The 25,846-nt window shown below is 67.0% G+C and carries 27 protein-coding genes; 20 read left to right on the top strand and 7 right to left on the bottom strand.

Going from position 1 to position 25,846, the window contains the following annotated elements; genetic code table 11:
• The 6 genes from ACFE99_RS08210 to rlmN all read left to right on the top strand — a co-directional run.
• A partial coding sequence (locus tag ACFE99_RS08210; RefSeq protein WP_375484165.1) for a glycosyltransferase family 9 protein occupies positions 1–500 on the top strand: 500 nt, incomplete at its 5' end.
• Complete coding sequence (locus ACFE99_RS08205) at positions 497–1,831, top strand: UDP-glucose dehydrogenase family protein (protein WP_375484163.1); 1,335 nt, start codon at positions 497–499, stop codon at positions 1,829–1,831. The genes ACFE99_RS08210 and ACFE99_RS08205, both read left to right, overlap by 4 nt.
• A 103-nt stretch (positions 1,832–1,934) precedes the next feature.
• Positions 1,935–2,714, top strand: a complete 780-nt coding sequence (gene pyrH / locus ACFE99_RS08200; protein WP_375484161.1) for a UMP kinase — start codon at positions 1,935–1,937, stop codon at positions 2,712–2,714.
• A 130-nt stretch (positions 2,715–2,844) separates the two neighbouring features.
• A complete protein-coding gene (gene frr, locus ACFE99_RS08195; RefSeq protein WP_375484159.1) occupies positions 2,845–3,402 on the top strand; it encodes a ribosome recycling factor in 558 nt (185 codons plus the stop codon).
• A gap of 23 nt (positions 3,403–3,425) precedes the next feature.
• On the top strand, positions 3,426–4,307 hold the full coding sequence (locus tag ACFE99_RS08190) for a phosphatidate cytidylyltransferase (protein ID WP_375484157.1): 882 nt from the start codon (positions 3,426–3,428) through the stop codon (positions 4,305–4,307).
• A 119-nt stretch (positions 4,308–4,426) separates the two neighbouring features.
• Complete coding sequence (rlmN, locus tag ACFE99_RS08185) at positions 4,427–5,521, top strand: 23S rRNA (adenine(2503)-C(2))-methyltransferase RlmN (protein WP_375484154.1); 1,095 nt, start codon at positions 4,427–4,429, stop codon at positions 5,519–5,521.
• Between the two features lie 3 nt (positions 5,522–5,524).
• Here the strand turns inward: rlmN and ACFE99_RS08180 are convergent, their stop codons facing one another.
• Positions 5,525–5,779: a DUF2631 domain-containing protein gene (locus tag ACFE99_RS08180; RefSeq protein WP_375484152.1), complete on the bottom strand. Its 255-nt coding sequence runs from the start codon at positions 5,777–5,779 to the stop codon at positions 5,525–5,527.
• Between the two features lie 141 nt (positions 5,780–5,920).
• Here ACFE99_RS08180 and ACFE99_RS08175 point away from each other — a divergent pair, with 141 nt between their 5' ends.
• From ACFE99_RS08175 to ACFE99_RS08115, 13 genes are all read left to right on the top strand, one after another.
• Positions 5,921–6,394 carry a histidine kinase gene (locus ACFE99_RS08175; RefSeq protein WP_375484150.1) on the top strand — a complete coding sequence of 158 codons (474 nt, stop codon included), beginning with the start codon at positions 5,921–5,923 and terminating at the stop codon, positions 6,392–6,394.
• A 20-nt stretch (positions 6,395–6,414) separates the two neighbouring features.
• Positions 6,415–7,176 carry a DUF4097 domain-containing protein gene (locus ACFE99_RS08170; RefSeq protein WP_375484148.1) on the top strand — a complete coding sequence of 254 codons (762 nt, stop codon included), beginning with the start codon at positions 6,415–6,417 and terminating at the stop codon, positions 7,174–7,176.
• Positions 7,173–8,357, top strand: a complete 1,185-nt coding sequence (dxr, locus tag ACFE99_RS08165) for a 1-deoxy-D-xylulose-5-phosphate reductoisomerase (RefSeq protein WP_375484146.1) — start codon at positions 7,173–7,175, stop codon at positions 8,355–8,357. The genes ACFE99_RS08170 and dxr overlap by 4 nt, the downstream gene beginning before the upstream one ends.
• Positions 8,354–9,550, top strand: a complete 1,197-nt coding sequence (locus ACFE99_RS08160; protein WP_375484144.1) for an RIP metalloprotease — start codon at positions 8,354–8,356, stop codon at positions 9,548–9,550. Before dxr ends, ACFE99_RS08160 begins: the two co-directional genes overlap by 4 nt.
• A gap of 63 nt (positions 9,551–9,613) precedes the next feature.
• Complete coding sequence (gene ispG, locus ACFE99_RS08155) at positions 9,614–10,786, top strand: flavodoxin-dependent (E)-4-hydroxy-3-methylbut-2-enyl-diphosphate synthase (protein ID WP_375484142.1); 1,173 nt, start codon at positions 9,614–9,616, stop codon at positions 10,784–10,786.
• Positions 10,787–10,828: 42 nt separating this feature from the next.
• On the top strand, positions 10,829–11,683 hold the full coding sequence (locus tag ACFE99_RS08150; RefSeq protein WP_375484140.1) for a GNAT family N-acetyltransferase: 855 nt from the start codon (positions 10,829–10,831) through the stop codon (positions 11,681–11,683).
• Positions 11,684–11,860: 177 nt separating this feature from the next.
• Positions 11,861–13,669: a penicillin-binding transpeptidase domain-containing protein gene (locus ACFE99_RS08145; RefSeq protein ID WP_375484138.1), complete on the top strand. Its 1,809-nt coding sequence runs from the start codon at positions 11,861–11,863 to the stop codon at positions 13,667–13,669.
• A 59-nt stretch (positions 13,670–13,728) separates the two neighbouring features.
• A complete protein-coding gene (locus ACFE99_RS08140; RefSeq protein WP_375484136.1) occupies positions 13,729–14,310 on the top strand; it encodes a DUF1707 domain-containing protein in 582 nt (193 codons plus the stop codon).
• A gap of 66 nt (positions 14,311–14,376) precedes the next feature.
• Positions 14,377–15,234, top strand: a complete 858-nt coding sequence (map, locus tag ACFE99_RS08135) for a type I methionyl aminopeptidase (RefSeq protein WP_375484133.1) — start codon at positions 14,377–14,379, stop codon at positions 15,232–15,234.
• Between the two features lie 79 nt (positions 15,235–15,313).
• Positions 15,314–16,816, top strand: coding sequence for a cobyric acid synthase (locus ACFE99_RS08130; protein ID WP_375484131.1), 1,503 nt, complete (start codon positions 15,314–15,316; stop codon positions 16,814–16,816).
• Positions 16,817–16,965: 149 nt separating this feature from the next.
• The gene (locus ACFE99_RS08125; protein ID WP_375484169.1) at positions 16,966–17,517 is read left to right on the top strand and encodes an alpha/beta fold hydrolase; all 552 of its coding nucleotides are present in this window, start codon (positions 16,966–16,968) and stop codon (positions 17,515–17,517) included.
• Positions 17,518–17,734: 217 nt separating this feature from the next.
• The gene (locus tag ACFE99_RS08120) at positions 17,735–18,466 is read left to right on the top strand and encodes a gamma-glutamyl-gamma-aminobutyrate hydrolase family protein (RefSeq protein WP_375484129.1); all 732 of its coding nucleotides are present in this window, start codon (positions 17,735–17,737) and stop codon (positions 18,464–18,466) included.
• A gap of 64 nt (positions 18,467–18,530) precedes the next feature.
• Positions 18,531–19,991: a multicopper oxidase family protein gene (locus tag ACFE99_RS08115; protein WP_375484127.1), complete on the top strand. Its 1,461-nt coding sequence runs from the start codon at positions 18,531–18,533 to the stop codon at positions 19,989–19,991.
• Between the two features lie 3 nt (positions 19,992–19,994).
• Here the strand turns inward: ACFE99_RS08115 and ACFE99_RS08110 are convergent, their stop codons facing one another.
• Positions 19,995–21,170 (bottom strand): PPE family protein, encoded by a 1,176-nt coding sequence (locus ACFE99_RS08110; RefSeq protein WP_375484125.1) that lies wholly within the window; start codon positions 21,168–21,170, stop codon positions 19,995–19,997.
• Positions 21,171–21,789: 619 nt separating this feature from the next.
• On the opposite strand from ACFE99_RS08110, the gene ACFE99_RS08105 reads away from it, so the two are divergent.
• Positions 21,790–21,933, top strand: a complete 144-nt coding sequence (locus ACFE99_RS08105) for a hypothetical protein (protein WP_375484123.1) — start codon at positions 21,790–21,792, stop codon at positions 21,931–21,933.
• A 65-nt stretch (positions 21,934–21,998) separates the two neighbouring features.
• Here ACFE99_RS08105 and ACFE99_RS08100 read toward each other — a convergent pair whose 3' ends face one another.
• From ACFE99_RS08100 to ACFE99_RS08080, 5 genes are all read right to left on the bottom strand, one after another.
• A complete protein-coding gene (locus ACFE99_RS08100; protein WP_375484121.1) occupies positions 21,999–22,646 on the bottom strand; it encodes a cation diffusion facilitator family transporter in 648 nt (215 codons plus the stop codon).
• Between the two features lie 89 nt (positions 22,647–22,735).
• A complete protein-coding gene (locus ACFE99_RS08095) occupies positions 22,736–23,845 on the bottom strand; it encodes a HoxN/HupN/NixA family nickel/cobalt transporter (RefSeq protein ID WP_375484167.1) in 1,110 nt (369 codons plus the stop codon).
• A gap of 123 nt (positions 23,846–23,968) precedes the next feature.
• Complete coding sequence (locus ACFE99_RS08090; protein WP_375484119.1) at positions 23,969–25,099, bottom strand: alkaline phosphatase family protein; 1,131 nt, start codon at positions 25,097–25,099, stop codon at positions 23,969–23,971.
• Positions 25,100–25,185: 86 nt separating this feature from the next.
• Positions 25,186–25,470 (bottom strand): WXG100 family type VII secretion target, encoded by a 285-nt coding sequence (locus ACFE99_RS08085; protein WP_375484117.1) that lies wholly within the window; start codon positions 25,468–25,470, stop codon positions 25,186–25,188.
• Between the two features lie 24 nt (positions 25,471–25,494).
• Complete coding sequence (locus ACFE99_RS08080; RefSeq protein WP_375484115.1) at positions 25,495–25,791, bottom strand: WXG100 family type VII secretion target; 297 nt, start codon at positions 25,789–25,791, stop codon at positions 25,495–25,497.
• Positions 25,792–25,846 lie beyond the last annotated feature (55 nt).

The following is a 25,846-nucleotide window of genomic DNA, read 5'->3' as shown; positions in this document are numbered from 1 at the left end:
ACGGATACCCGCGCCGGGACGGCGTCGTGGTCATCCACCCGGGTGCGGCGGCACCCTCACGCCGCTGGCCCGCTGACCGGTTCGCGACCGTGGCCGCGGCGCTCACCGCCGCCGGGCACCGCGTCGTCGTGACCGGATCGGCCGCCGAGAGAGCCCTCGCGGAAAGCGTTGCGGCACAAGCTCGTCTGGACCAATCCGCGGTGCTGGCCGGACAACTCGACGTGCTGGGCATGGTGGCGCTGATCAGTGACTGCCAGTTACTGCTGTGCGGGGACACCGGTGTCGGTCACATCGCCACCGCCACCGGGACACCGTCGGTGCTGCTGTTCGGGCCCACCCCGCCCAGCCGGTGGGGGCCCCGCGGCGCGGGACGGCACATCACGGTATGGGCCGGTGACCGCGGCGACCCGCACGGGGACCGCCCACACCCTGGGTTGCTGCTGATCACCCCGTCGCGGGTGATCGACGCCACCCGCCGACTGCTTGCGGAGTGCGCATGAGCATCCGGCCCGCCAGCGCTGCCGCGAAGCGCATCAAAGTCGGAGTCGTCGGCGCCGGCTACGTCGGCTTGACCACCGCGGTTTGCTTGGCCGCCAAGGGAATCGACACCGTGTGCGTCGACAACGATCCTGCCCGCGTCGACCAGCTGCGCCGCGGCCGGTCGGTGATCGACGAACCGGACCTGGATCAGCTGTTGTGCAGCGGCATGCGCCGCGGCGATTTGCGCTTTACGTGTCACTACGACGGTTTGCACGAATGCGACGTGGCGTTAGTTTGCGTTCCGACGCCGACCAACGAGGACGGCGGCGCCGATTTGCGCGCGGTCGAACGCGCGGTGACCGAACTGGCCGACGTGCTTCGCCCCGGTTGCGTGGTGGCGGTGAAGTCGACTGTGCCCGTGGGCACTTGCCGTCGGCTCAGCGAACTGCTCGGCGCTCGCGGCATCGAGACCGTCGCCAATCCGGAATTCCTGCGCGAAGGTCACGCCGTGCATGACTTCTGCCATCCAGAGCGGGTGGTGGTTGGCGCCACCGGCGACGCGCAACAGCACGACGCCGCTGCACGAGTCGCCGAGTTATACGCCGGGGACACCGACACGGTGTTGGGGATGAGTCTGGAAAGTGCGGAGCTGGCCAAGTACGCCAGCAACGCTTTTCTGGCGGTCAAGCTGTCGTTCGTCAACTCGCTGGCCGAGTTATGCGGCCGGGTCGGTGCCGACATCGGCGATGTCACCGGGTGCATGGGCGCCGACGAGCGGATCGGCCGACACTTCCTGGCGCCGGGACCGGGGTGGGGCGGTTCCTGCCTGCCCAAGGACACCGCCGCGCTGTTGCACACCGGCCGCGCCCACAATGTTGCGCTGCGTGAGGTGGAGGCTGCGCGGCGCACAAACTTCGCACAGGCCGAGCGCATCGCCACCACGCTGCGGCGCCTGCTGCACCGTCGGCTCGACGAACTGAAGATCACCGCGCTCGGCTTGACCTTCAAGGCCGGCACCAGCGACATCCGCGACTCGCCGGCGGTCGCGATCTGCACCGTGCTGCACGAGGCCGGCGCGCAGGTCACCGCCTACGATCCCCGCCTCGACAACATCGACGGCGCCGAGCTGCCGGTGGCCATTGCGCGTGATCCCTACGTCGCCACCAAAGACGCCGACGCCATCCTGGTATTGACCGAGTGGATGGAGTTCAGCGAGTTGGACTGGGACTCGATCGCGCGGTGCGCCGCCGGCGGCGCCGTCGTACTCGACACTCGCAACATCCTCGACCGCGACACGGTGAGCACCTCGGCACTGGTCTGCCTCGGCAACGGCACAGCACAGGGGTACTAAGTTGGACGCCGGGCGTGCAGCCACGGCGAAATATCGGCACATTTTTCGCCCTGGTTTCACATTCGGCGCAAAACTGGGATGGCGCTCTTATGCGAGGAGTCTGATGAGCGAGCCGCAGCCGACGGGCACCAACGGCGTACACGCAGACCCGCCGGAGGGCGGCCAGCCGTCGAGTCGGCCGAAGTACTCGCGGGTGTTACTCAAGCTCGGTGGCGAAATGTTCGGCGGCGGGCAGGTGGGCCTGGATCCCGACGTGGTGTCCCAGGTCGCCCGTCAGATCGCCGAAGTGGTCCGCGACGGCGTGCAGGTCGCAGTGGTCATCGGCGGCGGCAACTTCTTCCGCGGCGCGCAGCTGCAGCAGCGCGGCATGGAACGTAGCCGATCCGACTACATGGGGATGCTCGGCACCGTCATGAATAGCCTTGCGCTGCAAGATTTTCTGGAGAAAGAAGGCATTGTCACCCGAGTGCAGACAGCTATCACCATGGGTCAGGTCGCCGAGCCGTACATTCCGCTGCGGGCACGCCGGCACCTGGAAAAGGGCCGGGTGGTGATCTTCGGCGCCGGTATGGGGTTGCCGTACTTCTCCACCGATACGACCGCCGCGCAGCGGGCGCTGGAGATCGGCGCGGACGTGGTGTTGATGGCCAAAGCGGTCGACGGGGTTTTCGCCGAGGATCCCCGCGTCAACCCGAACGCCGAACTGCTCACCGCGATCAGCCACCGCGAGGTCATCGACCGCGGGCTGCGGGTGGCCGACGCCACCGCGTTCAGCCTCTGTATGGACAACGGCATGCCGATCCTGGTCTTTAACCTGCTGACCGACGGCAATATCGCCCGCGCGGTCGCGGGTGAGAAGATCGGAACGCTGGTCACCACGTAACGGGGGCCCGCGCCGGCGGCGATGCAGAGCGTAGCGATGAAGAGGAGCGGCGCAGATGATCCCCGCCGACGACGACGCAGAGCGCGCGGGCCCCCAGCCTGCGAGGGGACGATGAGAAGGAGCGGCGCAGATGATAGAAGAGGCTCTCTTCGACGCCGAGGAGAAAATGGAAAAGGCGGTTTCGGTGGCCCGCGACGACCTGGCGACCATCCGCACCGGCCGGGCCAACCCCGGCATGTTCTCTCGGATCACGATCGACTACTACGGCGCAACCACCCCGATCACCCAGTTGGCCAGCATCAACGTGCCCGAGGCCCGGCTCGTCGTCATCAAACCGTACGAGGCTAACCAGCTGCACGCCATCGAGACAGCTATCCGCAACTCCGACATGGGCGTGAACCCCACCAACGACGGCACCCTGATCCGGGTGGCCGTCCCGCAGCTGACCGAAGAGCGCCGCCGCGAGCTGGTCAAGCAAGCCAGGCACAAAGGAGAGGATGCCCGGGTCTCGATCCGCAACATCCGCCGTAAAGCCATGGAAGAACTGCACCGTATCCGCAAACAGGGCGAGGCCGGCGAGGACGAGGTCGCCCGTGCCGAGAAGGACCTCGAAAAGACAACCCATCAGTACGTCGCGCAGGTCGATGAACTGGTCAAACACAAGGAAGGCGAGCTGCTGGAGGTCTAGCGGCCGCTCAGCAACCTATGTCCGTGACAGACACTGATACCGGCGCAGGCGGCCCGCACGACAAGACCTCCCGGGCCGGCCGCAATCTACCCGTCGCGATCCTAGTGGGTGCGGTCCTCGGCGGCGGCGTCGTCGCCAGCTTGGTGTACGCGCGATATGCGTTCGTCGGCATCCTTTCTGCCGGTGTGCTATTCGGCACACTGGAGGTCCACCGGCGGGTGCGCACCGCCGGGTATGTCATCCCGGTCCTTCCGCTGCTGGTTGGCGGCCAAGCCACGCTGTGGCTGACCTGGCCCTTCGGGACAGGCGGCGCCCTGGCGGGCTTCGGCGGCACCGTCGTGGTCTGCATGATGTGGCGGTTGCTGAGCCCGCACGGCCGAACGGCGTCGAGCGATACAGAAGCCCCTCCGGCGAACTATCTGCGCGACGTGTCGGTGACCGTCTTCTTGGCTGCCTGGGTTGCGCTGTTCGCTTCGTTCGCGGCGCTGCTGGTCTATCAGCACGACGGCCCAGGTCGGGTCTTCTCGCTGGCGGTCGGCGTGGTCAGCTCCGACGTCGGCGGGTACGCCGCGGGCGTGCTGTTCGGCAGGCATCCGATGGTGCCGGCGATCAGCCCGAAGAAAACCTGGGAAGGCCTGGTCGGTTCGCTGATTCTAGGCGTGGCGGCGACCACCTTGAGCGTGACGTACCTGGCCGGGAAGCCGTGGTGGATCGGGGCGCTGCTGGGCCTGACCCTGGTCGTCAGTGCCACGCTGGGCGACCTGGTGGAATCCCAGGTCAAGCGCGATCTGGGCATCAAGGACATGGGCAACCTGCTCCCCGGTCACGGGGGAGTCCTGGACCGATTCGACGGATTCCTGCCGTCAGCGGTGGTGGCCTGGATCGTGCTGACGATGCTGCCCTGAGACTGCGACGAACAACGCGGTGACCCGATCCGGTTCGCCGCTGATGACCACGCCGGGCCTGCGCCCGGAGGCTACGGCTGGCTTCGCTCGCCGCCGGGCCGTCACACTGGAGCGTGATCATGACGCAGCAAGTGGTGTTCGACGCTCCTCGGCGCGGGTTGCCGCCGCGGCACTTCGCCGACCTCGACGCGGCCGGGCGGGTCGCCGCCGTCACGGAGCTCGGTTTGCCGGCGTATCGCGCCAAGCAGCTGGCCCACCAGTACTACGGCCGGCTGATCGCCGACCCGCGCCAGATGACCGATCTGCCCGCAGCCGTTCGCGACCAGGTTGCGGCCGCCATCTTCCCCCAGCTGCTGACCGCGGTCCGCGACATTGCGTGTGATGCCGGCCAAACCCGCAAGACCTTGTGGCGGGCCAGCGACGGCACCACGTTCGAGTCGGTGCTGATGCGCTACCCGCAGCGCAACACGGTGTGCATTTCCTCGCAGGCGGGCTGCGGTATGGCGTGTCCGTTCTGCGCGACCGGACAGGGCGGGCTGACCCGCAACCTGTCCACCGCCGAGATCCTGGAACAGGTGCGTGCCGCGGCGGCGGCGCTGCGCGACGACTTCGGCCCCCCTAGTCAGCGGTTGTCGAACGTGGTGTTCATGGGCATGGGGGAGCCGCTGGCCAACTACGCGCGGGTGGTAGCCACGGTGCGCCGCATCACCGAGCCGTCCGGTTTCGGGATATCGGCGCGGTCGGTGACGGTGTCGACGGTTGGTCTGGCGCCGGCGATCCGCAAGCTTGCCGACGAGCGGCTCGCGGTGACGCTGGCGCTGTCGCTGCACGCGCCCGACGATGAGCTGCGCGACAGGCTGGTTCCGGTCAATACCCGCTGGAAGATCGGCGCGGCGCTCGACGCCGCCCGGTACTACGCCGACATGAGCGGCAGGCGGGTGTCGATCGAATACGCGCTGATCCGTGACGTCAACGACCAGCCATGGCGGGCAGATTTGCTGGGCGAGCGGCTGGATCGGGCGCTGGGCCGGCTGACGCACGTCAACGTGATCCCGCTCAACCCGACGCCGGGCAACAAGTGGGACGCCAGCCCGAAAGCCGTGCAGCGGGAGTTCGTGCGGCGGGTGCGCAGCCGGGGAATCTCCTGCACTGTGCGCGACACCCGGGGTCGCGAAATCAGCGCCGCCTGTGGCCAATTGGCCGCCGAGGGCTGATCGCTAGCGAAGCCAGCCGCGCCTGCGGCCCCACCAGTCGCGCACCACGACAAAAAGCGTCACTGCGGCAAACGCGATCAGGAACCAGTCCTCGATGTGGCCGACGTGGTTGCCTCGAAGCATCGCCAACAGGAACACGACGACGACCAGACCGGTGATGCGCCACGTCCGGTGATTGATCTTGCTCCAGCCCCACGCCGCGGATGGCACCTCGGCGGTGTCGACCTCGATGCGACGCTCCACCTCGGTACTGACCACGGCGACTCCTTCGGCTCGGTTGGCGCTAGGCGGTTATTTGCGGCCATTCTGGCATATCCCCGATCGGCCGACGCAGCACGCGATAGGTTCGTGCACCAAAATGACGCTTGATATGACGTCAACCGGTGTCATCATGACACTATGGAGTTGCAGCCGTATGTCGATGCGGTACGACACGAGCTCGACGTCGCCGCCGCGGCCGCTGGACCGGAGGCCCAAGCCTTCGCTGGTCGGCTTAGCGCTGCGCTGGAGCCGGCAATGCGGCTGGCGCTGCTGGAAGCCCTGTCGGCGGCTGCCGACGAAATCACCCGCGAGCTGGCTCCCCGCTCGGTGGAGGTCCGGTTGCGTGGCAGGGAACCGGAGTTCATCGTCAGCGACCCGCTCGACGAGGAGCCCGCCGAAGACCCGTTCCTTACCGTCGACGACGACGGCGGCGGCACGTGGCGGGTGACCTTGCGACTGCCGGAAGCACTGCGGGCGGCTGTCGAGGGCGCCGCTCGCCGCGACGGGTCGTCGCTGAACAGCTGGCTGGTACGCGCGGCCGCGGCCGCCGCGCAATCCACCCGCCAACCTCCGAGCGCCACCCGTCACCACGTCACCGGCTGGGTGCGCTGAAACCGACCAGAGGAGAACCGATGCCGACCTTTCACACCCCGCAACCGATCACGGCGAGCATTCAAGCCGCTGCTGGTTCGATCCGGCTCATCGCGACCGACCGCGACGACACCGTCGTCGAGGTCCGCCCGCACGATCCCTCCCGCCAAGCCGACGTCCGGTCCGCCGAACAGGCCCGGATCTCTTATGCCAACGGCAAACTGGCTGTCGCACCGGCAAAACACGGCTTCCTCGGTGCTCGCATGGGTGTCGTCGACATCCTCGTCGAACTGCCGTCGCATTCCAGCGCACAGGTGTCCGTGGCATCCGCCGACGTGCACGCCGAGGGCGACCTCGCCGACGTCCGGTTCGCCTCAGCCAGCGGCAACCTCGGGTTGCAGTCGATCACCGGCCGGCTTAACGCCGCTACCGCGTCAGGCGATGTCGAAGTCGGCCTGCTCGACGGCGACGTGAAGTTCCGGGCCGCCAGCGGCTCGCTGACCCTGGACCGCGTACGTGGCAACGCAAAGTCGGAAACCTCATCCGGTTCGACGAGGATCGCCACCGCGGTCAGCGGTGCGGTGGTTGCTCACACCGCCAGCGGCGATGTCGAAATCGGCATACCGGAGGGCACCGCGGCTCAGCTCGACATCATGACCGCATCAGGCGTCGTCACCAACCGGCTGCAATCGTCCGATGGACCGAATGCGGCCGACGAGACTCTGCTGGTGCGGGTGCGAAGCGCCTCCGGCGACGTCGACATCCACCGGGCGGTGCAGGCACACGGCACAATGAGTGGGTGACCAGCGGCCGCATTAAAGTCCTGGTGCTGGGCAGCACCGGTTCGATCGGCACCCAGGCCCTGGAGGTCGTCGCCGCTAACCCGGACCGCTTCCAGGTGGTCGGCCTGGCGGCGGGCGGCGGGCGTCCAGAGCTGCTGGCGCAGCAGCGCGCCGAGACCGGCGTGACCCATATCGCGGTCACCGACGAACGGGCGGCCGAGGCCCTCGGCGACGTCGCCTACCGGGGAGCCGACGCCGTCACCCGGCTGATCGAGGACACCGAGGCCGACGTCGTGCTCAACGCCTTGGTCGGGGCGCTGGGCCTAAAGCCCACACTCGCCGCGCTGGCCACCGGCGCCCGGCTGGCGCTCGCCAACAAGGAATCGCTGGTCGCAGGCGGTCCGCTGGTGCTCAAGGCAGCCAAGCCGGGACAGATCGTGCCCGTCGACTCCGAACACTCGGCAATGGCCCAATGCCTGCGCAGTGGCACGGTCGGCGAGGTCGCCAAAATCGTGCTCACCGCCTCTGGCGGCCCGTTCCGCGGCTGGTCGGCCGCCGAGCTCGAGCGCGTCACGCCGCAGCAAGCCGGGGTGCATCCGACCTGGTCCATGGGCCCGATGAACACGTTGAACTCCGCGTCGCTGGTCAACAAGGGACTTGAGCTGATCGAAACCCATCTGCTGTTCGGCGTCCCCTACGAGCGCATCGACGTCGTCGTCCACCCGCAGTCCATCGTGCATTCGATGGTCACGTTCACCGACGGATCGACGATCGCGCAGGCCAGCCCCCCGGACATGAAACTGCCGATCGCCTTGGCACTGGGCTGGCCCGACCGGGTGCCCGGCGCTGCCGTCGCCTGCGACTTCGCCACCGCGTCCCGCTGGGAGTTCGAGCCGCTGGACAGCGACGTGTTCCCGGCCGTCGAGCTGGCCCGCCGCGCGGGCCGGGCCGGCGGCTGCATGACCGCGGTGTACAACGCGGCCAACGAAGAAGCCGCGGCGGCATTCCTGGGCGGGCGGATCAGCTTCCCGGCGATCGTGCGCACGATCGCCGACGTGCTCGCCGACGCCGACGAGTGGGCCCCTCATCTGAGTAATGCACCCGCTACCGTGGATGACGTACTCGACGCGCAGCGCTGGGCCCGGCATAAGGCCAGGCGTCTCATTGATCGGGCCACGCAGGAGGTCGCACCTACCCGATGATGTTCGTGATCGGCATCGTGGCATTCGCCGTTGCCATCTTGATCTCGGTGGCGCTGCACGAATGCGGCCACATGTGGGCGGCGCGCGCCACCGGGATGAAGGTCCGCCGCTATTTCGTCGGCTTCGGCCCCACCTTGTGGTCGACTCGGCGCGGGGAAACCGAATACGGCCTCAAGGCCATTCCGGCCGGCGGTTTCTGCGACATCGCCGGGATGACCGCGGTCGAAGAACTCGCGCCCGACGAACGCGAGCGCGCCATGTACAAGCAGAAAACCTGGAAGCGCAGCGCGGTGTTGCTGGCCGGCCCCGGGATGAACTTCCTCATCGGGCTGCTGCTGATCTATGTCATCGCCGTGGCATGGGGCCTGCCCAACCTGCATCCGCCCACTGCGGCGGTGGTGGGCGAAACCGCTTGTGTTCCACCAGAATTGACGAAGGGACAGTTCGCGCAGTGCACCGACCCCGGCCCGGCGGCCGCCGCCGGCATCCGGGCCGGCGACGTCGTCGTCAAAGTCGGTAACACTGACGTGCACACGTTCGACGAGATGGCCGCCGCGGTGCGCAAGGTTCACGGCACAGTTCCGTTCGTCATCGAGCGCGACGGCAAAACGCTCACCCTGCCCGTCACCGTCGTACCCACGCAGCGCTGGGTCGACGGCACACCGTCGAAAGTCGGCATGATCGGTGTTGCGCCGAAGACTTACCCGCCCACGCAGTACAACGCACTGACTGCGGTGCCCGCCACCTTCGCCTTCACTGGCGACCTGTCCGTCGAGCTGGGCAAGGCGCTGGCCGCGATCCCGACCAAGGTCGGGGCGCTGGTGCATGCCATCGGCGGTGGCCAGCGCGACCCCGAGACGCCGATCAGCGTGGTCGGTGCCAGCATCATCGGCGGCGACACCGTCAACCACGGGCTGTGGGTGGCGTTCTGGTTCTTCTTGGCCCAGCTGAACTTCATCCTGGGTGCGGTCAACCTGGTGCCGCTGCTGCCGTTCGACGGCGGGCATATCGCGATCGCGGTCTACGAGAAGATCCGCAACATGATTCGCTCGGCCCGCGGCATGGTCGCGGCCGCGCCGGTGAACTATCTCAAACTCATGCCGGCAACTTACGTAGTGTTGGTGCTGGTGGTCGGCTACAGGTTGCTGACCGTGACCGCCGATCTGGTCAACCCGATCAGGCTGTTCCAGTAGGAGAAATCGATGGCCCGCGCCGGCGACGATGCTTCAGCGAAGCGATGAGGAGGAGCGGCGCTCATGCCCCCTGACCAACAAATCGGCTTAGGAATGCCGGCATCACCGCCACCGACGTTGTCGCCTCGGCGCAAGACGCGCCAGCTGATGGTCGGCAATGTGGGGGTCGGCAGCGAGTACCCGATTTCGGTGCAGTCCATGTGCACCACGAAAACTCACGACGTCAACGCCACCTTGCAGCAGATCGCGGAGTTGACCGCGGCCGGCTGCGACATCGTGCGAGTGGCCTGCCCGCGGCAGGAGGACGCCGACGCGCTGGCCGAGATCGCGCGACACAGCCAGATCCCGGTGATCGCTGACATCCACTTCCAACCGCGCTACATCTTCGCCGCGATCGAGGCGGGGTGCGCGGCAGTGCGCGTCAACCCCGGCAATATCAAGGAATTCGACGGCCGGGTCGCCGAGGTCGCCAAGGCCGCCGGCGACGCGGACGTCCCGATCCGGATCGGCGTCAATGCCGGGTCGCTGGACAAGCGGTTCCTGGAGAAGCACGGCAAGGCGACACCCGAAGCGCTGGTCGAGTCGGCGCTGTGGGAAGCCTCGTTGTTCGAAGAGCACGGCTTCGGCAAAATCAAGATCAGCGTCAAGCACACCGACCCGGTGGTGATGGTGGCGGCATACGAATTGCTGGCCGCCCAGTGCGACTACCCGCTGCACCTCGGCGTCACCGAGGCTGGGCCGGCGTTTCAGGGCACCATCAAATCCGCGGTGGCCTTCGGCGCGTTGCTGTCGAAGGGCATCGGCGACACGATCCGGGTATCGCTGTCGGCGCCGCCGGTCGAGGAAGTCAAGGTCGGCAACCAAATCCTCGAATCGCTGAACCTGCGGCCGCGTTCGCTGGAGATCGTGTCCTGCCCGTCGTGCGGTCGCGCCCAGGTCGACGTCTACACGCTGGCCAACGAGGTCAGCGCCGGGCTAGACGGGCTCGAGGTGCCGCTGCGGGTGGCGGTGATGGGCTGCGTGGTCAACGGTCCGGGGGAGGCCCGCGAGGCCGATCTCGGTGTGGCGTCCGGCAACGGCAAAGGTCAGATCTTCGTGCGCGGCGAGGTGATCAAGACCGTGCCGGAGTCGCAGATCGTCGAGACGCTGATCGAAGAAGCCATGCGGCTGGCGTCCCAGATGGGCTCGCAGGCGGACACAACTACGAGCGGTTCACCTGTTGTCACCGTAAGCTGATAACGGCCGTTCGGCTCACCTGGCGCCACAGAAAGACTCACCATGTCGGCTCCGCCCATCTTTCGCCTGGTCGGCGAGCGGCGGGTGTCGGTGGTGCGCGACGCCGCTGCCGTGGCTCGGGTGCTCGCCCAGGATCCCGTCGGATCGTGCATGGTCGCCGCGCGCGTCGCCGACCACGGCATCGAACCCCATTCGATCGGCGGCGAACTGTGGACGCGGCGTGGCGCCGACGAATCGCTGTGCTACGCCGGCGCCAACCTGATTCCGCTGCGCGGCGGGCTGGCCGATTTGCATGCGTTTGCCGACGAGGCGATGAGTGCCTCGCGGCGTTGCTCGTCGCTGGTCGGGCGGGCCGAGCTGGTGATGCCGATGTGGCGGCGGCTCGAGAGCACGTGGGGCCCGGCTCGCGACGTGCGTGACCGCCAACCCTTGATGGCTTTGAGCACCATGCCCAGCTGTGGGATCGATCCCGAGGTGCGCCAGGTGCGGCCAGACGAGCTCGACGCGTACCTGGTGGCGGCCGTCGACATGTTCATCGGCGAGGTCGGTGTCGATCCGCGGCTCGGCGACGGCGGTCGGGGGTATCGCCGCCGAGTGGCGAGCCTGATCTCGGCGGGCCGCGCCTGGGCACGTTTCGAGCGCGGCGAGGTGATCTTCAAGGCAGAAGTCGGCTCGCAGTCGCCGGCGGTGGGCCAAATACAGGGGGTTTGGGTTCACCCCGAGCGCCGCGGCCAGGGCATGGGCACCGCAGGGACCGCGACCCTGGCGGCGGTGATCGTCGGCACCGGACGCATCGCCAGCCTCTACGTCAATGACTTCAACACCGTGGCCCGCGCCGCCTACGCCCGCGTCGGCTTCCGGGAAGTCGGCACCTTCGCCACCGTGCTGTTGGACTGAGGCGGGCCGCGCGCGGCTGGTTTGCGCCGCAACTTTAGGTGGCGCGGAAAAGTGCGAGTAGCTAACGCGACAACTACAGGCTCGACGATCCTCAGATTTGGCAGCAGTCGCCCATCACGGTTCGGTCTCGGTGTGGCATCGCCAGTCTGGTCAGCACAGCTCTTAACATCAGCCACAATGGCAACTTCAACCACATTGGCATCAGCGATTGCGGGTTTGGGCCTGGTCGCGGCGGTCGCTGCGCCGGGGTGTACCCCGCGCCCAGATGGCCCCGGGCCCGCCGCGGAGCACTTCTTTTCCGCCCTGTCCAGCGGCGATACCGCGAGCGCGTCGCAGCTCACCGACGACCCCAGCTACGCCCGGGCAGCGCTCAACGCCGCCTGGGCCGGGCTGCAGGCGACGCATCTGGACGCGCAGGTGCTTGGCGCCAAGTACACCGAGGACACCGGAACGGTGGCCTACCGCTACACCTGGCATCTGCCCAAGAACCGGACCTGGACCTACGACGGCCAGCTCAAGATGGCGCGCGACGAGGGCCGTTGGCAGGTCCGCTGGACCACCACCGGGTTGCATCCCAAGCTCGGGGAACATCAGACATTCGCGCTGCGCGCCGACCCGCCGCGGCGTGCCGCGGTGAACGAGGCAGGCGGCACCGACGTGCTGGCGCCCGGCTACCTCTATCACTACACACTGGACGCGAGCCGCGCCGGCACCGAGCTGATCAGCACAGCCCGTGCTGTCGCGGATGTACTGCGACCATTCGACGACACGCTGGACCCCCAGCTCCTGGCCGAGCAGGCCAGCTCGTCGCCCAAGCCGTTGGATCTGATCACGCTGCGGGTAGACGACAACAACCGCGTCGCGCCCGCCATCGGCAACCTGCCCGGCGTGGTGATCACCCCGCAGGCCGAACTGCTGCCGACCGATGACCGATTCGCGCCGGCAATCGTCAACGAGGTGAAGAAAGCCGTCATCGACGAACTCGACGGCCAGGCTGGCTGGCGGGTGGTCAGCGTCAACCAGAACGGCGTCGACGTGGCCGTCCTTCACGAGGTTGAGCCCTCGCCGGCGCCGTCAGTCACGGTCAGCCTGGACCGTGCGGTGCAAAACGCCGCCCAGCACGCGGTGGACAACCAGGGCCGCAAGGCGATGATCGTGGTGATCAAGCCGTCGACCGGGGAGATCCTTGCCGTCGCGCAGAACGCCGCCGCCGACGCCGACGGCCCGGTCGCCACCACCGGCCTGTACCCGCCCGGGTCAACCTTCAAGATGGTGACCGCAGGTGCAGTGCTCGAGCGCGACATGGCCACCCCGAACACGCTGTTGGGCTGCCCGGGCCAGATCGACATCGGCCATCGCACCATTCCCAACTACGGCGGATTCGATCTGGGCGTGGTGCCGATGTCACGGGCGTTCGCCAGTTCGTGCAACACCACGTTCGCCGAGCTGGCCAGCCGGCTGCCACCGCGTGGGCTGACGCAGACCGCCGCCCATTACGGCCTGGGCCTCGACTACGAAGTAGATGGGATCCCCACCGTGACCGGTTCGGTTCCGCCGACGGTCGATCTGGCCGAACGCACCGAAGACGGATTCGGCCAAGGCAAGGTGCTGACCAGCCCATTCGGCATGGCCCTGGTAGCCGCCACCGTGGCGGCCGGCAGAACACCGCTGCCCCAACTCATCGAGGGCCGGCCGACGAAGGTCAGCGGTGACAGCACGCCGATCACCCCCAAGATGCTCGACGGCCTGCGCCCGATGATGCGGCTGGTGGTGACCAACGGCACCGCAACCGACATCTCCGGCAGCGGTGCGGTGTTCGGTAAGACGGGGGAAGCCGAGTTCCCCGGCGGATCGCATTCCTGGTTCGCCGGCTACCGCGGCGACATGGCGTTCGCGTCGCTGATCGTCGGGGGCGGCAGTTCGGAGTACGCGGTGCGGATGACCAAGTTCATGTTCGACCAGCTGCCCGCCGACTACCTGACCTGACGATCCGGAACTTTGCGCCATCACCGATTACGCGCGGGCGGCGGTACATTGAAACCGCTATGGCCCGCCCGGACGAATTGGCAGAATTGCGGATCTCGGATGCCGACCGCAACGGCACGCTGCGCCGGCTGCACAACGCCGTTGCGCTCGGCCTGATCGACATCAACGAATTCGAGCAACGCTCCTCGCAGGTGTCGTACGCCCGCACCCGCGGCGAGCTCGACGGCCTCGTCGGTGACCTGCCGGGTCCCGGGGCGATCGTCACGTCGGCGGCCGACCGGGTCGAGCTGCGCGGCTGGCTGGGCTCGCTGCGGCGTCACGGTGAGTGGGTCGTGCCGACCCGGTTGGCACTGGTGCGCCGCCTGGGCCCGGTCGAACTGGACCTGGTCAAAGCGCGGTTCGCGGGACCGGTGGTGGTCATCGAACTCGACATGAAATTCGGCGGTGTGGATATCCGCCTGCCCGACGGCGCCAGCGCCTCGATCGACGACGTCGAGGTATATGGCGGAAGTGCTGTCGACCGCCGCAAGAACGCGCCGGCCGAAGGCAATCCGCACGTGGTGCTGACAGGCCGGGTGGTATGCGGCTCGGTCGTCATCCGCGGCCCGCGCAAGTCGCCGTTGCGTCGCCGTCGACGCTGATCGTCCGGCTCGTTATAGCTGTCCGGCGCATCGTCGCGGGGCGAAGGCTTGACTTAAGCTGGCGACATGCCTGTTCGCACCGCGCTGTCGCCCGGCGTGCTGTCTCCGACACTCCCGGTGCCTAAGTCGATCCCACGCCCCGAATATGTGGGCAAGCCGACCGCGCGCGAGGGCAGCGAGCCGTGGGTGCAAACACCCGAGGTGATCGAGAAGATGCGGATCGCCGGCCAGATAGCGGCCGGCGCGCTCGCGGAGGCGGGCAAAGCGGTCGCGCCGGGAGTAACGACCGACGAACTGGACCGGATCGCGCACGCCTACATGGTCGACCACGGCGCCTACCCGTCGACCTTGGGCTACAAGGGCTTCCCGAAATCGTGCTGCACGTCGCTGAACGAGGTGATTTGCCACGGCATTCCGGACTCGACGGTGATCGAGGACGGCGACATCGTCAACATCGACGTCACCGCCTACATCGACGGCGTGCACGGGGACACCAACGCGACCTTCCTGGCCGGCGATGTCTCTGAGGAGCACCGGCTGCTGGTCGAGCGCACCCTCGAGGCGACGATGCGCGCAATCAAGGCCGTCAAACCCGGCCGGTCTTTGTCGGTCATCGGCCGCGTGATCGAGTCGTACGCAAACCGCTTCGGCTACAACGTCGTTCGTGACTTCACCGGTCACGGGATCGGCACCACCTTTCACAACGGCCTGGTGGTGCTGCACTACGACCAGCCCGCCGTCACCACGGTCATCGAGCCCGGGATGACGTTCACCATCGAGCCGATGATCAACCTTGGCGGGTTGGATTACGAAATCTGGGACGACGGATGGACTGTGGTCACCAAAGACCGCAAGTGGAGTGCGCAGTTCGAGCACACGCTGCTGGTCACCGACAGCGGCGCCGAAATCCTGACCCAGCTGTGACGAGTACTGCGCGACTGTGCGGTTTGGTGCGCCGCGGCGGCGTGTCGCGTACGAATCCGCACAATCGCCGCACAGCCGGATGAGCGGGGCCCTGCTGGTGGCCGGCACCAGCAGCGACGCCGGCAAATCCATCGTCGTTGCGGGCCTGTGCCGGTTACTGGCCCGCAAAGGGTTACGTGTCGCACCGTTCAAGGCGCAGCACATGTCGAACAACTCCGCGGTCACCGTGGAAGGCGGCGAAATCGGCCGGGCACAGGCGGTGCAAGCCCGGGCCGCCGGCCTGCAACCCAGCATCCGGTTCAACCCGATCCTGCTCAAACCCGGCAGCGAGCGCACCTCACAGCTGGTGATCCGCGGACGGGTGGCCGACTCCGTCACCGCCGCCGGCTACCTCGCGCACCGCGACCGGCTGCTGAGCATCGTCGTCGACGACTTGGCCAGCCTGCGAGCCGAATTCGACGCGGTTATCTGCGAGGGCGCAGGCTCGCCTGCTGAAATCAACCTGCGCGCAACGGATTTGGCCAACCTCGGGCTAGCCCGGGCGGCAAACCTGCCGGTGGTCCTGGTCGGTGACATCGACCGCGGCGGACTCCTCGCGCATCTGTTCGGCACGGTAGCGGTGCTCGAGCCGGAAGATCAGGCACTTATCGCCGGGTTCATCGTGAACAAATTCCGCGGCGACCCAGCCCTGCTGGAGCCCGGCCTGCGGCAACTGGCGCAGCTGAGCGGCCGACCCACCTACGGCGTGCTGCCGTACGCCGAAGAGCTCTGGCTCGACGCCGAGGACTCGGTGTCGGTGCAGGCCAACCGGGTGCTGGGCATCCCGCAACCGGCGCGCGGGCGCCAATGGCTGCGGGTCGCCGCGCTGCGCCTACCCCGGATCTCCAACTCCACCGACGTCGAGGCGCTGGCCTGCGAACCCGGCGTGCTGGTGCACTGGGCCACCGACCCCGCCGACGTGGCCGACGTCGACGTGATCGTGGTGCCCGGCAGCAAGGCCACCGTGGCTGATCTGCGCTGGTTGCACGACCGGGGGCTGGCCAACGCTGTGGTCGCCCACGCTCACTCCGGCCGCGTGGTGCTGGGTATCTGCGGCGGTTTCCAGATGCTGTGCCGGACCATCGACGACCCGGTGGAAACGAAATCGGGGCGGGTCGGGGGGCTCGGCCTGCTCGACGCCGACGTCGTGTTCGGGCCGGACAAGGTGCTGCGCCGTTGGCAGTCACCGCTGACCGGCTACGAAATCCACCATGGCCGGTTGCGGCGGTGTTCGGAGCCGGCATGGTTCGAGGCAGACGGATGCCCGCAAGGCTATCGACGCGATCACGTGTTCGGCACTCACTGGCACGGCCTGCTCGACAACGACGCCTTGCGCCGGCAGTGGTTGACGACCGCTGCGAGGGCGGCTGGCCGCCACGGGTTCGCGGTTGCCGATGACGTCGACGTCGCGGCGCGCCGGGATGCGCAGCTGGATCTGATGGCTGATCTGTTGGCCGCACACCTCGACATCGATGCCATCATCGACCTGCTCGACGGTGGGTCACCGCCGCGCCCACGCATTGTCTCGCGCCTGGTCGAATAGCTCTGCCGCGACTGCCAATACGCCAGTGCCCCATAGGCATATGAGAGTTTCACTCAAAGCGAGAGCCGGATATTGCCCTGAGAGACCCGAGAGAAACGGCCCGCGGACGATCCGAATGACGTAACTTGCTTCAAGTGCCCTCGATGATGATGACCACCATCGACGGCTTCCCCATCCCGGTCAGCGTGACCGGTCCAGACAAGGGTTCCGTCGTGGTGTTGCTTGGCGCCGCTCAACGCGCGGTCGCCGCATACGACGCGGTGTGCGAGCGCCTGCATACCGCTTCGCTGCGGACCATTGTCGTCGGCCCCGACCCGAGGCTGACGCCCAAGTCGGTGGTTGGCCTCCTCGACGCGCTCGACATCCAGTGGGGGGTGGTGGTCGGCGACCGCACCGGCGGGGAAGTCGCGTGGGAACTGGCGGCGACCCGGCTGGACCGCTTCACCGGTTTGGTGGCCATCGACCGTGGACATCCACGCGTGGCCGATCTGAACGGCGTCATCCGCGACGAGGATTGCCCGCCTGTGGAAATCAACACCACAGCCCTGTTCAGCACACCCGCGGCGCGGGCGGTGGCCAAGGCCAGCCAGCGATACGTCTACGCCGATTACCGCATCGTCGAACTGCTGGGGCGGCGCAACGCTCACGAAGCAACGGCGCAACTGACTGCCGAGATCGTGCTGCGAACCCACACCTTCTGAACACGCCACCCCCACCAGAACGTCGGTCTCGGTTCCAGCATGGCAAGAGGCCTGCGCTTTAGCGAAATACGATGAATGCAAACAGCGGACACGTGCGGCGGCTAGGCACGGGACGCTGTGACCCACTGTCCGAACAGCGCCCAGGTGGCGGCGTTCAGCGTGGTGGACACCAACGAGGGGAAGCGCGGTTTTGAACGTCTCGAGATTGCCCGGGCCGATGGTGGGCTTGACCACCTATCTGGACCAGGCGCACACCGGGGTGTGGGATGTGCGCGCCGGATTTCTGCCGGCCACGTACTTCGAGGGCGTCACGCTGGCCGGCGGTGTGGCGGTGTTGTTGCCGCCGCAGCCAGTCGACGCCGAGATCGCCGATCGCGTGCTCGATGGCCTGGACGCTCTAGTGATCACCGGCGGTAAGGACATCGACCCTGGTGTCTACGGCCAGGCGCCGCATCCGGCCACCGAGGAGCCGGGTCGCGATCGCGACGCCTGGGAGTTCGCGCTGCTCGACGCGGCGCTGCGACGAGGGTTGCCGGTGTTGGGGATCTGCCGTGGCGCCCAAGTGCTCAACGTCGCGTTCGGCGGAACCCTGCATCAGCACCTGCCCGACGTCATCGGGCACAGCGGGCACCGGGCCGGCAACGCGGTGTTCACGACATTGCCGGTGCGCACTGTGCCCGGCACCCGGCTGGCGGCACTGTTGGGGGAGTCCTGCAATGCGCGGTGCTATCACCATCAGGCCATCGCCGAGGTCGGCGAGGGCTTGGTGGTCAGCGCGTGGGACGCCGACGGCGTAGTGGAGGCACTCGAGCTGGCTGGCAAGCAATTCGTGGTGGCCGTGCAGTGGCATCCGGAGGAGAGTTTGGATGATCTGCGACTATTCGCCGCGGTGGTGGACGCGGCGCGGGCGTATGCCGGTGCGCGAGTGAGCACCGTCGGAGGCGACTGAGCCAGTGAAAGGCGCGTCGGTGCAAGAGCTTGCCGAAGGGCTCTAGGGAGTCACGGGTGCATCAATGACGCTCGATCGGCGCGGTTTTCTGAAATACGGGGGGCTGGCGCTGGCCGGTGTCGCTGGCTCGGCGTGTGCTGCGCCATGGCAATCGCGGCCCAGCGGCAAACCCGACTACACGCTGCGGATCGCCGCCGGCCCGGTCGAGTTGGCCCCCGGCCGGGTAATGACGACCACGACATACAACGGGCAGTTTCCCGGTCCGCTGGTGCGTTTCACCGAAGGCAAGCCGACGGTGATCGACGTCTACAACGACACCGGCACACCCGAACAGCTGCACCGGCACGGACAGACGGTGCCCGTCGACGTGGACGGTGCCGCCGAAGAGGGCACACCCTATATCCCGGCACATGGCATGCGGCGGCTGGCTTTCACGCCCGGCCCTGCGGGCTACCGCTTCTACCACACCCACCTGACTGCGGGCGCGGATCTGGCCGGCGCACAGTACTCCGGTCAGGTCGGTCCGGTCTACATCGAACCGCGCCAGCATCCCGGAGCATACGACCAAGAAGTGTTCCTGACGCTGAAGGAATTTGAGCCCACCCTGACCCGCGGCGAAGAAATGGAGCAGCGCTTCCTGGCCGGCGACGAGGATGCCCATCTTCGCGAGATCGGCGAAGCGGCGATGGCGCGATCGCTCGGCAGCGGCATGCCACCCGGATACGAAGTGGGCTACGACGCATTCAGCATCAACGGGCGGATGCTGGGCGCGGGCGAACCGATCCGGGTCAAGGCCGGTGAACGTGTCCTGCTCCATGTTCTCAATGGCAGCGCCACCGAGGAGCGCAGCCTGGCGCTGCCCGGGCACACGTTCACCGTGGTGGCGCTTGACGGCAACCCGGTCCCGAAATCCGTTGCCGTGCCGGTGTTGTGGCTGGGCGCCGGTGAACGAATATCGGCCGCGGTGACAATGAATCAGCCCGGCGTGTGGCTACTCGGCGATCTTCTCGATGATGACCGGCACGGCGGCATGGGAATCGTGGTGGAATACGCGCGACAGAGTGGTGCCCCGCAGTGGGCGCCGCCGCCGCCGTTTCAGTGGGACTACCGGCTGTTCGCGCAACCCGGGGCCCGCGCCGCCGTACCCGATCACGTCATCGACATGTTCGTTGAAAAGCAAAACGCCGCGGACAACAGCTTCAACGTATGGACGATCAACGGTCAACGATTCACCATGGCGTCGAAGCAACCACCGATCGAATTGCAGCGGCACAAGCGCTACCGGTTGCATGTATGCAACGCGAGCGACGACATCCACCCGATCCACCTGCACCGGCATACTTTTGAAATCACCAACGTCGCCGGCACGCCAACTGCGGGCGTGCGCAAAGACGTAGCGATGCTGGGCGGCTACCAGAGCATCGACGTCGACTTCGTCGCTGACCAACCCGGCTTGTCGCTGTTTCACTGTCACCAGCAACTGCACATGGACTTCGGCTTCATGTCGCTGTTTCACTGCGGCTGACCCTCATCCGGCGGACGGCGACCGCGGAATCACGGTGGGCCGCAGGTCATATTGGGAAGGAGGCGTGTTGAAACCGCGTGCGCCCATACTGCCTATCGGCATCACGGGCGGTACGACGGCCGGCCCGTTTGCCGGGGCGGCGCTGACCGTGGCTCCCGGTAAAGTCGCAGGAGCGGCCGCACCGGCCTGCGCAGCCCCGGCCCACCCCTGCGGCACCGACAGCGGGCCAATCGAAACCGCCCGGCCGAGACCCGCACTCACCGCCGGCCCACCAGACCCCAGGCCGGCGGCCGAGCCGAGCGCACCCGAGGACGAACCGAGGCCGCGCGCTATGCCGGATTCCGCCGCCTTGACGCCCGTGGCGGCCACGGTACTCGTCGCCCCTACCGATTTGCCAAGGGAAAACAGCGAATTAATGCTCGATATCGGCGTATTCGCCAGATACGCGGCGGTCCGCACCGGCATCGAAAGCGTATTCAGGGTGTTCACCGCCGATATGGCCGACGACGAGTTGGACGAGATCGGCGATGCGAGGTTCTGCAGCGCCTGCGGTACCGCGGAGGTCAACTGAGACAGCGTCGCCTGCGTCTGGGTGGCCGCCGCCGTATTCACTGCCTGCCCGACAGCAGCGACTTGGCTGGCCACGGTCGCCGGGTTGGTGGTGGGTGGCGGCTGAGTGAACGGCGTCAATGCCGAGGCAGCACAAGACGAGCCGGCATAGCCGTACATTGCAGCCGCGTCCTGGGCCCACATCTCGTCGTACTGGGCCTCGGTGGCGGCGATGGCAGGACTGTTCTGGCCCAGAACATTTGTTGCGACCAACAACATCAGCTGAGCGCGGTTGGCGGCGATCAACGGCGGTGGCACGGTCATCGCGAATGCGGTGTGGTACGCGCTCGCGGCCGCTCGGGTCTGGTTGGCCGTCTGCTCTGCCTGTGCGGCGGTGGTGTGCAGCCACGCCACGTATGGTCCGGCCGCGGTCGTCATGGAATGCGACGACGGCCCCTGCCATGACCCACTGACCAGCCCGGAAAGCACCGATCCGTAGCCGACTGCTGCGGCGTCGAGATTGGCGGCCAAGTCGTCCCAGGCCGCGGCCGCGACCAACATCGGTCCGGAGCCGGGACCAGAATACATTCGTGCAGAGTTGATTTCCGGAGGCAATGTCCCGTAGTCCATCGCTAGACCTCTGCCGTGAGCACCGGGGCTATGCCCGGCGCGTCCGCTGGCGCTTCCGGGGGGATGGTGACTGAAAACATGGAATCTCCTCAATGGCATGGGGTTAGGCAAACTGGCAGGCCTGAGATCGCTGTGGTTGGGTCACCGAATGCCAACAGCGCTCAGTTGTCCGCGCCGATTCAGCCGATCTTTGGTCTGCTCGTCGCTTCGACGCCGGCGACGACATCGCGCCGACGCGTTACCAGGGCAGCGCTCGCTTGGCCGTCGTCACGTCCGACAACGGCTAGCGCTAATCGATCAGCGAAGGGCGATGCAGAGCTGGGTTAGCAGATCTTGACCGGCACAGGCAGCTACCCGCGCGCGAGGACGGGCCCCGCCCAGGTCCGCGCTCGACGCGGTTACCGGACCAGGTAACGGCCATTCCCGCAACGAGGGGATCAACCCGAACGACGTCGGTGGCCGGTTGCGTTGTATACGTGCCGACTTGAATGCCGTCTGGCTTGTCGGCGAGGAGGGTTGCTGGTGAAGCTGGGGCTGGTCGGTCCCGGCAGCGGCCAGTGGGGAGGCGTCCGATTGGGCAGGCGTCGCAAGCTCGACCCGTAACAGCCAACCTCCGAAGATGGCGGCGAACATGCAGACCGCCGCGACGATCGCGATCGCCGATCGCGACCGCGGCGGGTTGTGGGCGTCGCTGATCTTCACGGTGCCCCAAACTGTAGTAGCGCCAACCGGTGCTCGACCGGATGCCGACAAACATTCATAGCTCATTCATAAGCTAGTCGGCTGAGAAGCCCGTACCGCGGTTAGACGCCGATGCCTCTCACACGGTTATGAGCCTGCGGCCTTACCGCTCAGGGCCGACGGCGTCCTGAGCGCAATCAGGACACGTGCGATCAAGTTGACGGCGTGGTAGCCGACCACCGCGGCGATGGTGAGCGCCACAGCGGGATCGAGCCAGTCCCAGCTGCGGGTTACCAGGATCACCGCGCCGCTGACCGCTACCCCGGCGGCGGCCGCCGCATCCGCGGCGATATCGAGGCGCACAGCTTTGAGGTTGAGGTCTTCCCGGCCGTTCCCATCGTCGACGTCTGCTCCGACGATCAGCGTGGCGATCAGCATGACGACCGCGGCCACCGCACCCACGATGAGCACCGGCGCGCCGTGTACGTTGGTGGCGCCCGAGGCAAGGCGCTGCGCTGCGGCGACCACAATGCCGACATTGAGGATCAGCAGCCATCCGGCATTGACCAATGCCGCAAGCAGAGGGCTGGGGTATCGGTTTGGACGCTCACGGTCCTCCCGGCGCGTCAGGCGGATGGCGAATAGCGACAGGGCGATCGCGGCCCCGTCGGCCAGATAGTCGACGCCTGCGGCCAGCACACTCAGCGAGTGGGCCATTACGCCCACGATCAGCAACGCCACGACCAGCAGCAGGTCCAGCAGCAGCGCCAGCGCCAGCCGCCCAACCGTGGACATTTGCCGATGATAGAACCAGTCAGGTGAGGTGCCCACGATACGGTCCAATTGGTCGGATTCGGTGCTCGAACACAGCTCGGCAATGTCCGTCAGCCGCGGTCCGCCGGCATGCTCCACTTCTCCTCGATGCGGCCATAGCGCCATACCAGCAGCGCCACAGCCCAAGTCAGGACGAACATCGCGACGATGACAAAACCGATCATGTTGAGGTCGATGCCGCCGATCCACTCCCACAATCCGCCGCTCCAACCGAGCTGATCGGCCAACAGGCCGAGGAGTTCAATGCTGCCGACCAGGAGCGCCACCGCGACCGATAACCCGGTAATCGTGATGTTGTAGTAGACCTTTCGCACCGGGTTGGAAAACGCCCAACCGTAGGCGAAGTTCATGAACGAGCCGTCGATGGTATCCAGCAGGCACATCCCGGCGGTGAACAGTACGGGCAGACACAGGATGGCGTACCAGGGCACGCCGGCCGCAGCGCTGCTGCCCGCCAAGACCAGCAGGGCGACTTCGGTAGCGGTGTCGAATCCGAGTCCGAACAAGAAGCCAACCGGATACATGTGCCATGACTTGGTGACCGATTTGGTGAAGCGACCAAGCAACCGGTTGAGCAACCCGCGGCTGTTCAACTGTTGTTCCAGTTCGGCCTCGTCATAGTGGCCGCGACGCATCCGCGCGAACACGCGCAGAATCTCGACCAGGATGACGACGTTGATGACGGCGATCAGATAGAGGAACGCTCCCGAGACGCTGGTGCCGATCAAGCTGGTGTAGTGGTGCAGCGCCGAGGAGCCCTGCTTGACCGGACCGATGATCGCCTTCACTCCGAGCGCCAACAGCACCGCCAACCCGAAGACGACCGACGAATGGCCCAGTGAGAAGAAGAAGCCGACGCCGAGTGGCCGCTGCCCGTCATTCATCAACTTGCGGGTGGTGTTGTCGATGGCGGCGATATGGTCGGCGTCGAACGCGTGCCGCAGTCCCAAGGTATAGGCCGTCAGCCCGATGCCGATGCCAAACACCTTGTCGCCGAGGCTGAAATGTGCGGGCTCGACCACCATGACGAGCGTCAGCCAACCGATCAAGTGCAGTGCGACGATCACCGCGAACATCGCCCCCAAACGGGCCCGTTCGGCTGGCGTCAACGCACTGCGCACTCGTGATGACAACGACTGGCGCTGCGCGCCCTCCACCATGTCGCGTCCCCCACGGTGCATAGAAATCCCGGCCGCGCAAACGGTAAGCGACTCAGAAGCGTCATGCAGGCGATTCGCACGGATCGTTGCGAGTTCTTTGCAGGTAGACGGCCGGCGCTGCCGTCAACCGCGGAAGGCGATGAGCGGAATCGCCATCTCAGCCGGGCTGGCCCCACCGTGCAAACCGACCAGGTTAGCCACCTCGGGTGGCTCGTGGGCGCTCGCCAGCACCGCCGTGTCGCCGGCGCAGGTGACGACGACGTCGCCGATGCGGGCCAGATGCTCCGGGCGCACCGGGCCGAACAGCCCGCCCGCCACGGCGTCGTCGCGGCTGCACACCTGTGCCCGCCCAGCCAGCGTCTCGCTCCACGCCGCCACCACGTCAGATGCCGCCCCCGGTTGCGTGTAGAGGTAACGCACCCGCGGCTCACCGGCGATCACCCGCACACCCGCTACCAGCCGGGGGTCGGCGTCGAGGTCCACCCGTGCCTCCGGTGCGACGTTCATCCCGCCGTGGTCGGCGGTGACCAGCAGCGCCGCATCAGACGGCAACTGCTCGACGAGCCGCGTCAGCAGCGTGTCGACGTCTGCCGCCGCGGCGTGCCATTGCGGCGAGCTGACACCGAACAAATGTGCCGCGGTGTCCAGTGCGGCGGTATAGCCGTAGATCAATCCCGGCGCCGCGCGGATTTCCTCGCCCAGCTGCCCGGCGTAGTCGTCGTCGCTGCCGACCGGGCGGAATAGCGCACCTCGATACGCCGCTTCGGTGAGTCCGCTGCCGATAAAGTGCGCTGGCAGCACGGCTCGCGTGCTGACCCCGGCTCGGTCGAGCCGCTCGAACCACGTTGGGACGGGCTGCCATTGGGAAGGCGGCGGGTCGTCGCGCCACACGATGTGGTTGAGCACCCGGTTGGTGTGCGGCAGTTTGACCGTGAAGCCCAAGACACCGTGCTCGCCCGGTTGCGCCCCGGTCGTGAGGGACACCAGGCTCGTCGGCGTCGTCGAAGGAAACGTGCAGACCAGTTCATCAAGCCGGTCTGCGCCGCCCGCCAGCACCGCGGCGAGCAGCGGCGCGTCCGCGGCCAACTCGGGCAGCAGATGCCAGCCCATGCCGTCGACCAGAACCACCGCGACCCGACGCACCTCGCCGACCCACTCGGACAGCGCGATGCCGTCAACCGCGCCTTTGACCCCGAGCAGTGCCGCCGCTGCGGGCAGCACGTCACAGATCGAACCCCGCGACGATTTCAGCACGACCGCCAGTCTGGCAGCTAGCTGGCAGCGCGTAGAACGAGATGAGCCGATTACCGAACCACCACGTTGGTGGCCTGCGTTAGTGGTTAGGCCCAGCTGGACCCGACGGCGCTGTCGGTGCTCGCCATGTTGCTGCTGGCGGTTTGCACCTTTTGGCCGTGGGCGTTGGCCTGCTCGTAGATCACCTGGAAGTTGCGGCCCAGTTCGGTAATGAACTGTTGGCAAGCGGTCGATCCGGCGCCGCCCCAAAAGTCGCCGGCGGCCAGCACGTCACGGATGATCGCCTGGTGCTCGGCCTCCAGCGCCGCGGCCTGGGCCCGAATCGTGGCGCCGTGGGCATCGACATCGGCGAACTGATAGTTGATAGTCATTGTTGTCTCCTAACGGCTTTCGTGCTAGCTGCTCAGGATCTGCTGGGACGCCTGCTCTTGCTGCTCGTAGTTGTTCGCGTCGCGGATCAGTCCGTCGCGAACACCGTGCAGCATGTTGACGATGTTGCGGAACGCCTGATTTATCTGCGCCATGGTGTCGTAAGAGGTAGCTTGCGCGCTACCGCTCCAGCCGGCACCGGCGATATTGAGCGAGGATGCCCACATCTTGCGGGCGTCGTCCTCGACCGTTTGGGCGTGCACATCGAAACGCCCTGCCATGGAACGCATCTGGTCCGGGTCGGTCATAAAGCGGGTGGTCATTTGTGTATCTCCTTATCTCGAAGTGGTTGACGCTGATCGGCTTACCGCTGGCGGT

Source organism: uncultured Mycobacterium sp. (genome assembly GCF_964249325.1).
GTDB lineage: Bacteria > Actinomycetota > Actinomycetes > Mycobacteriales > Mycobacteriaceae > Mycobacterium.
Note: the sequence above shows the minus strand (reverse complement) of the source record. Positions and strands in the feature narration are given on the sequence as shown.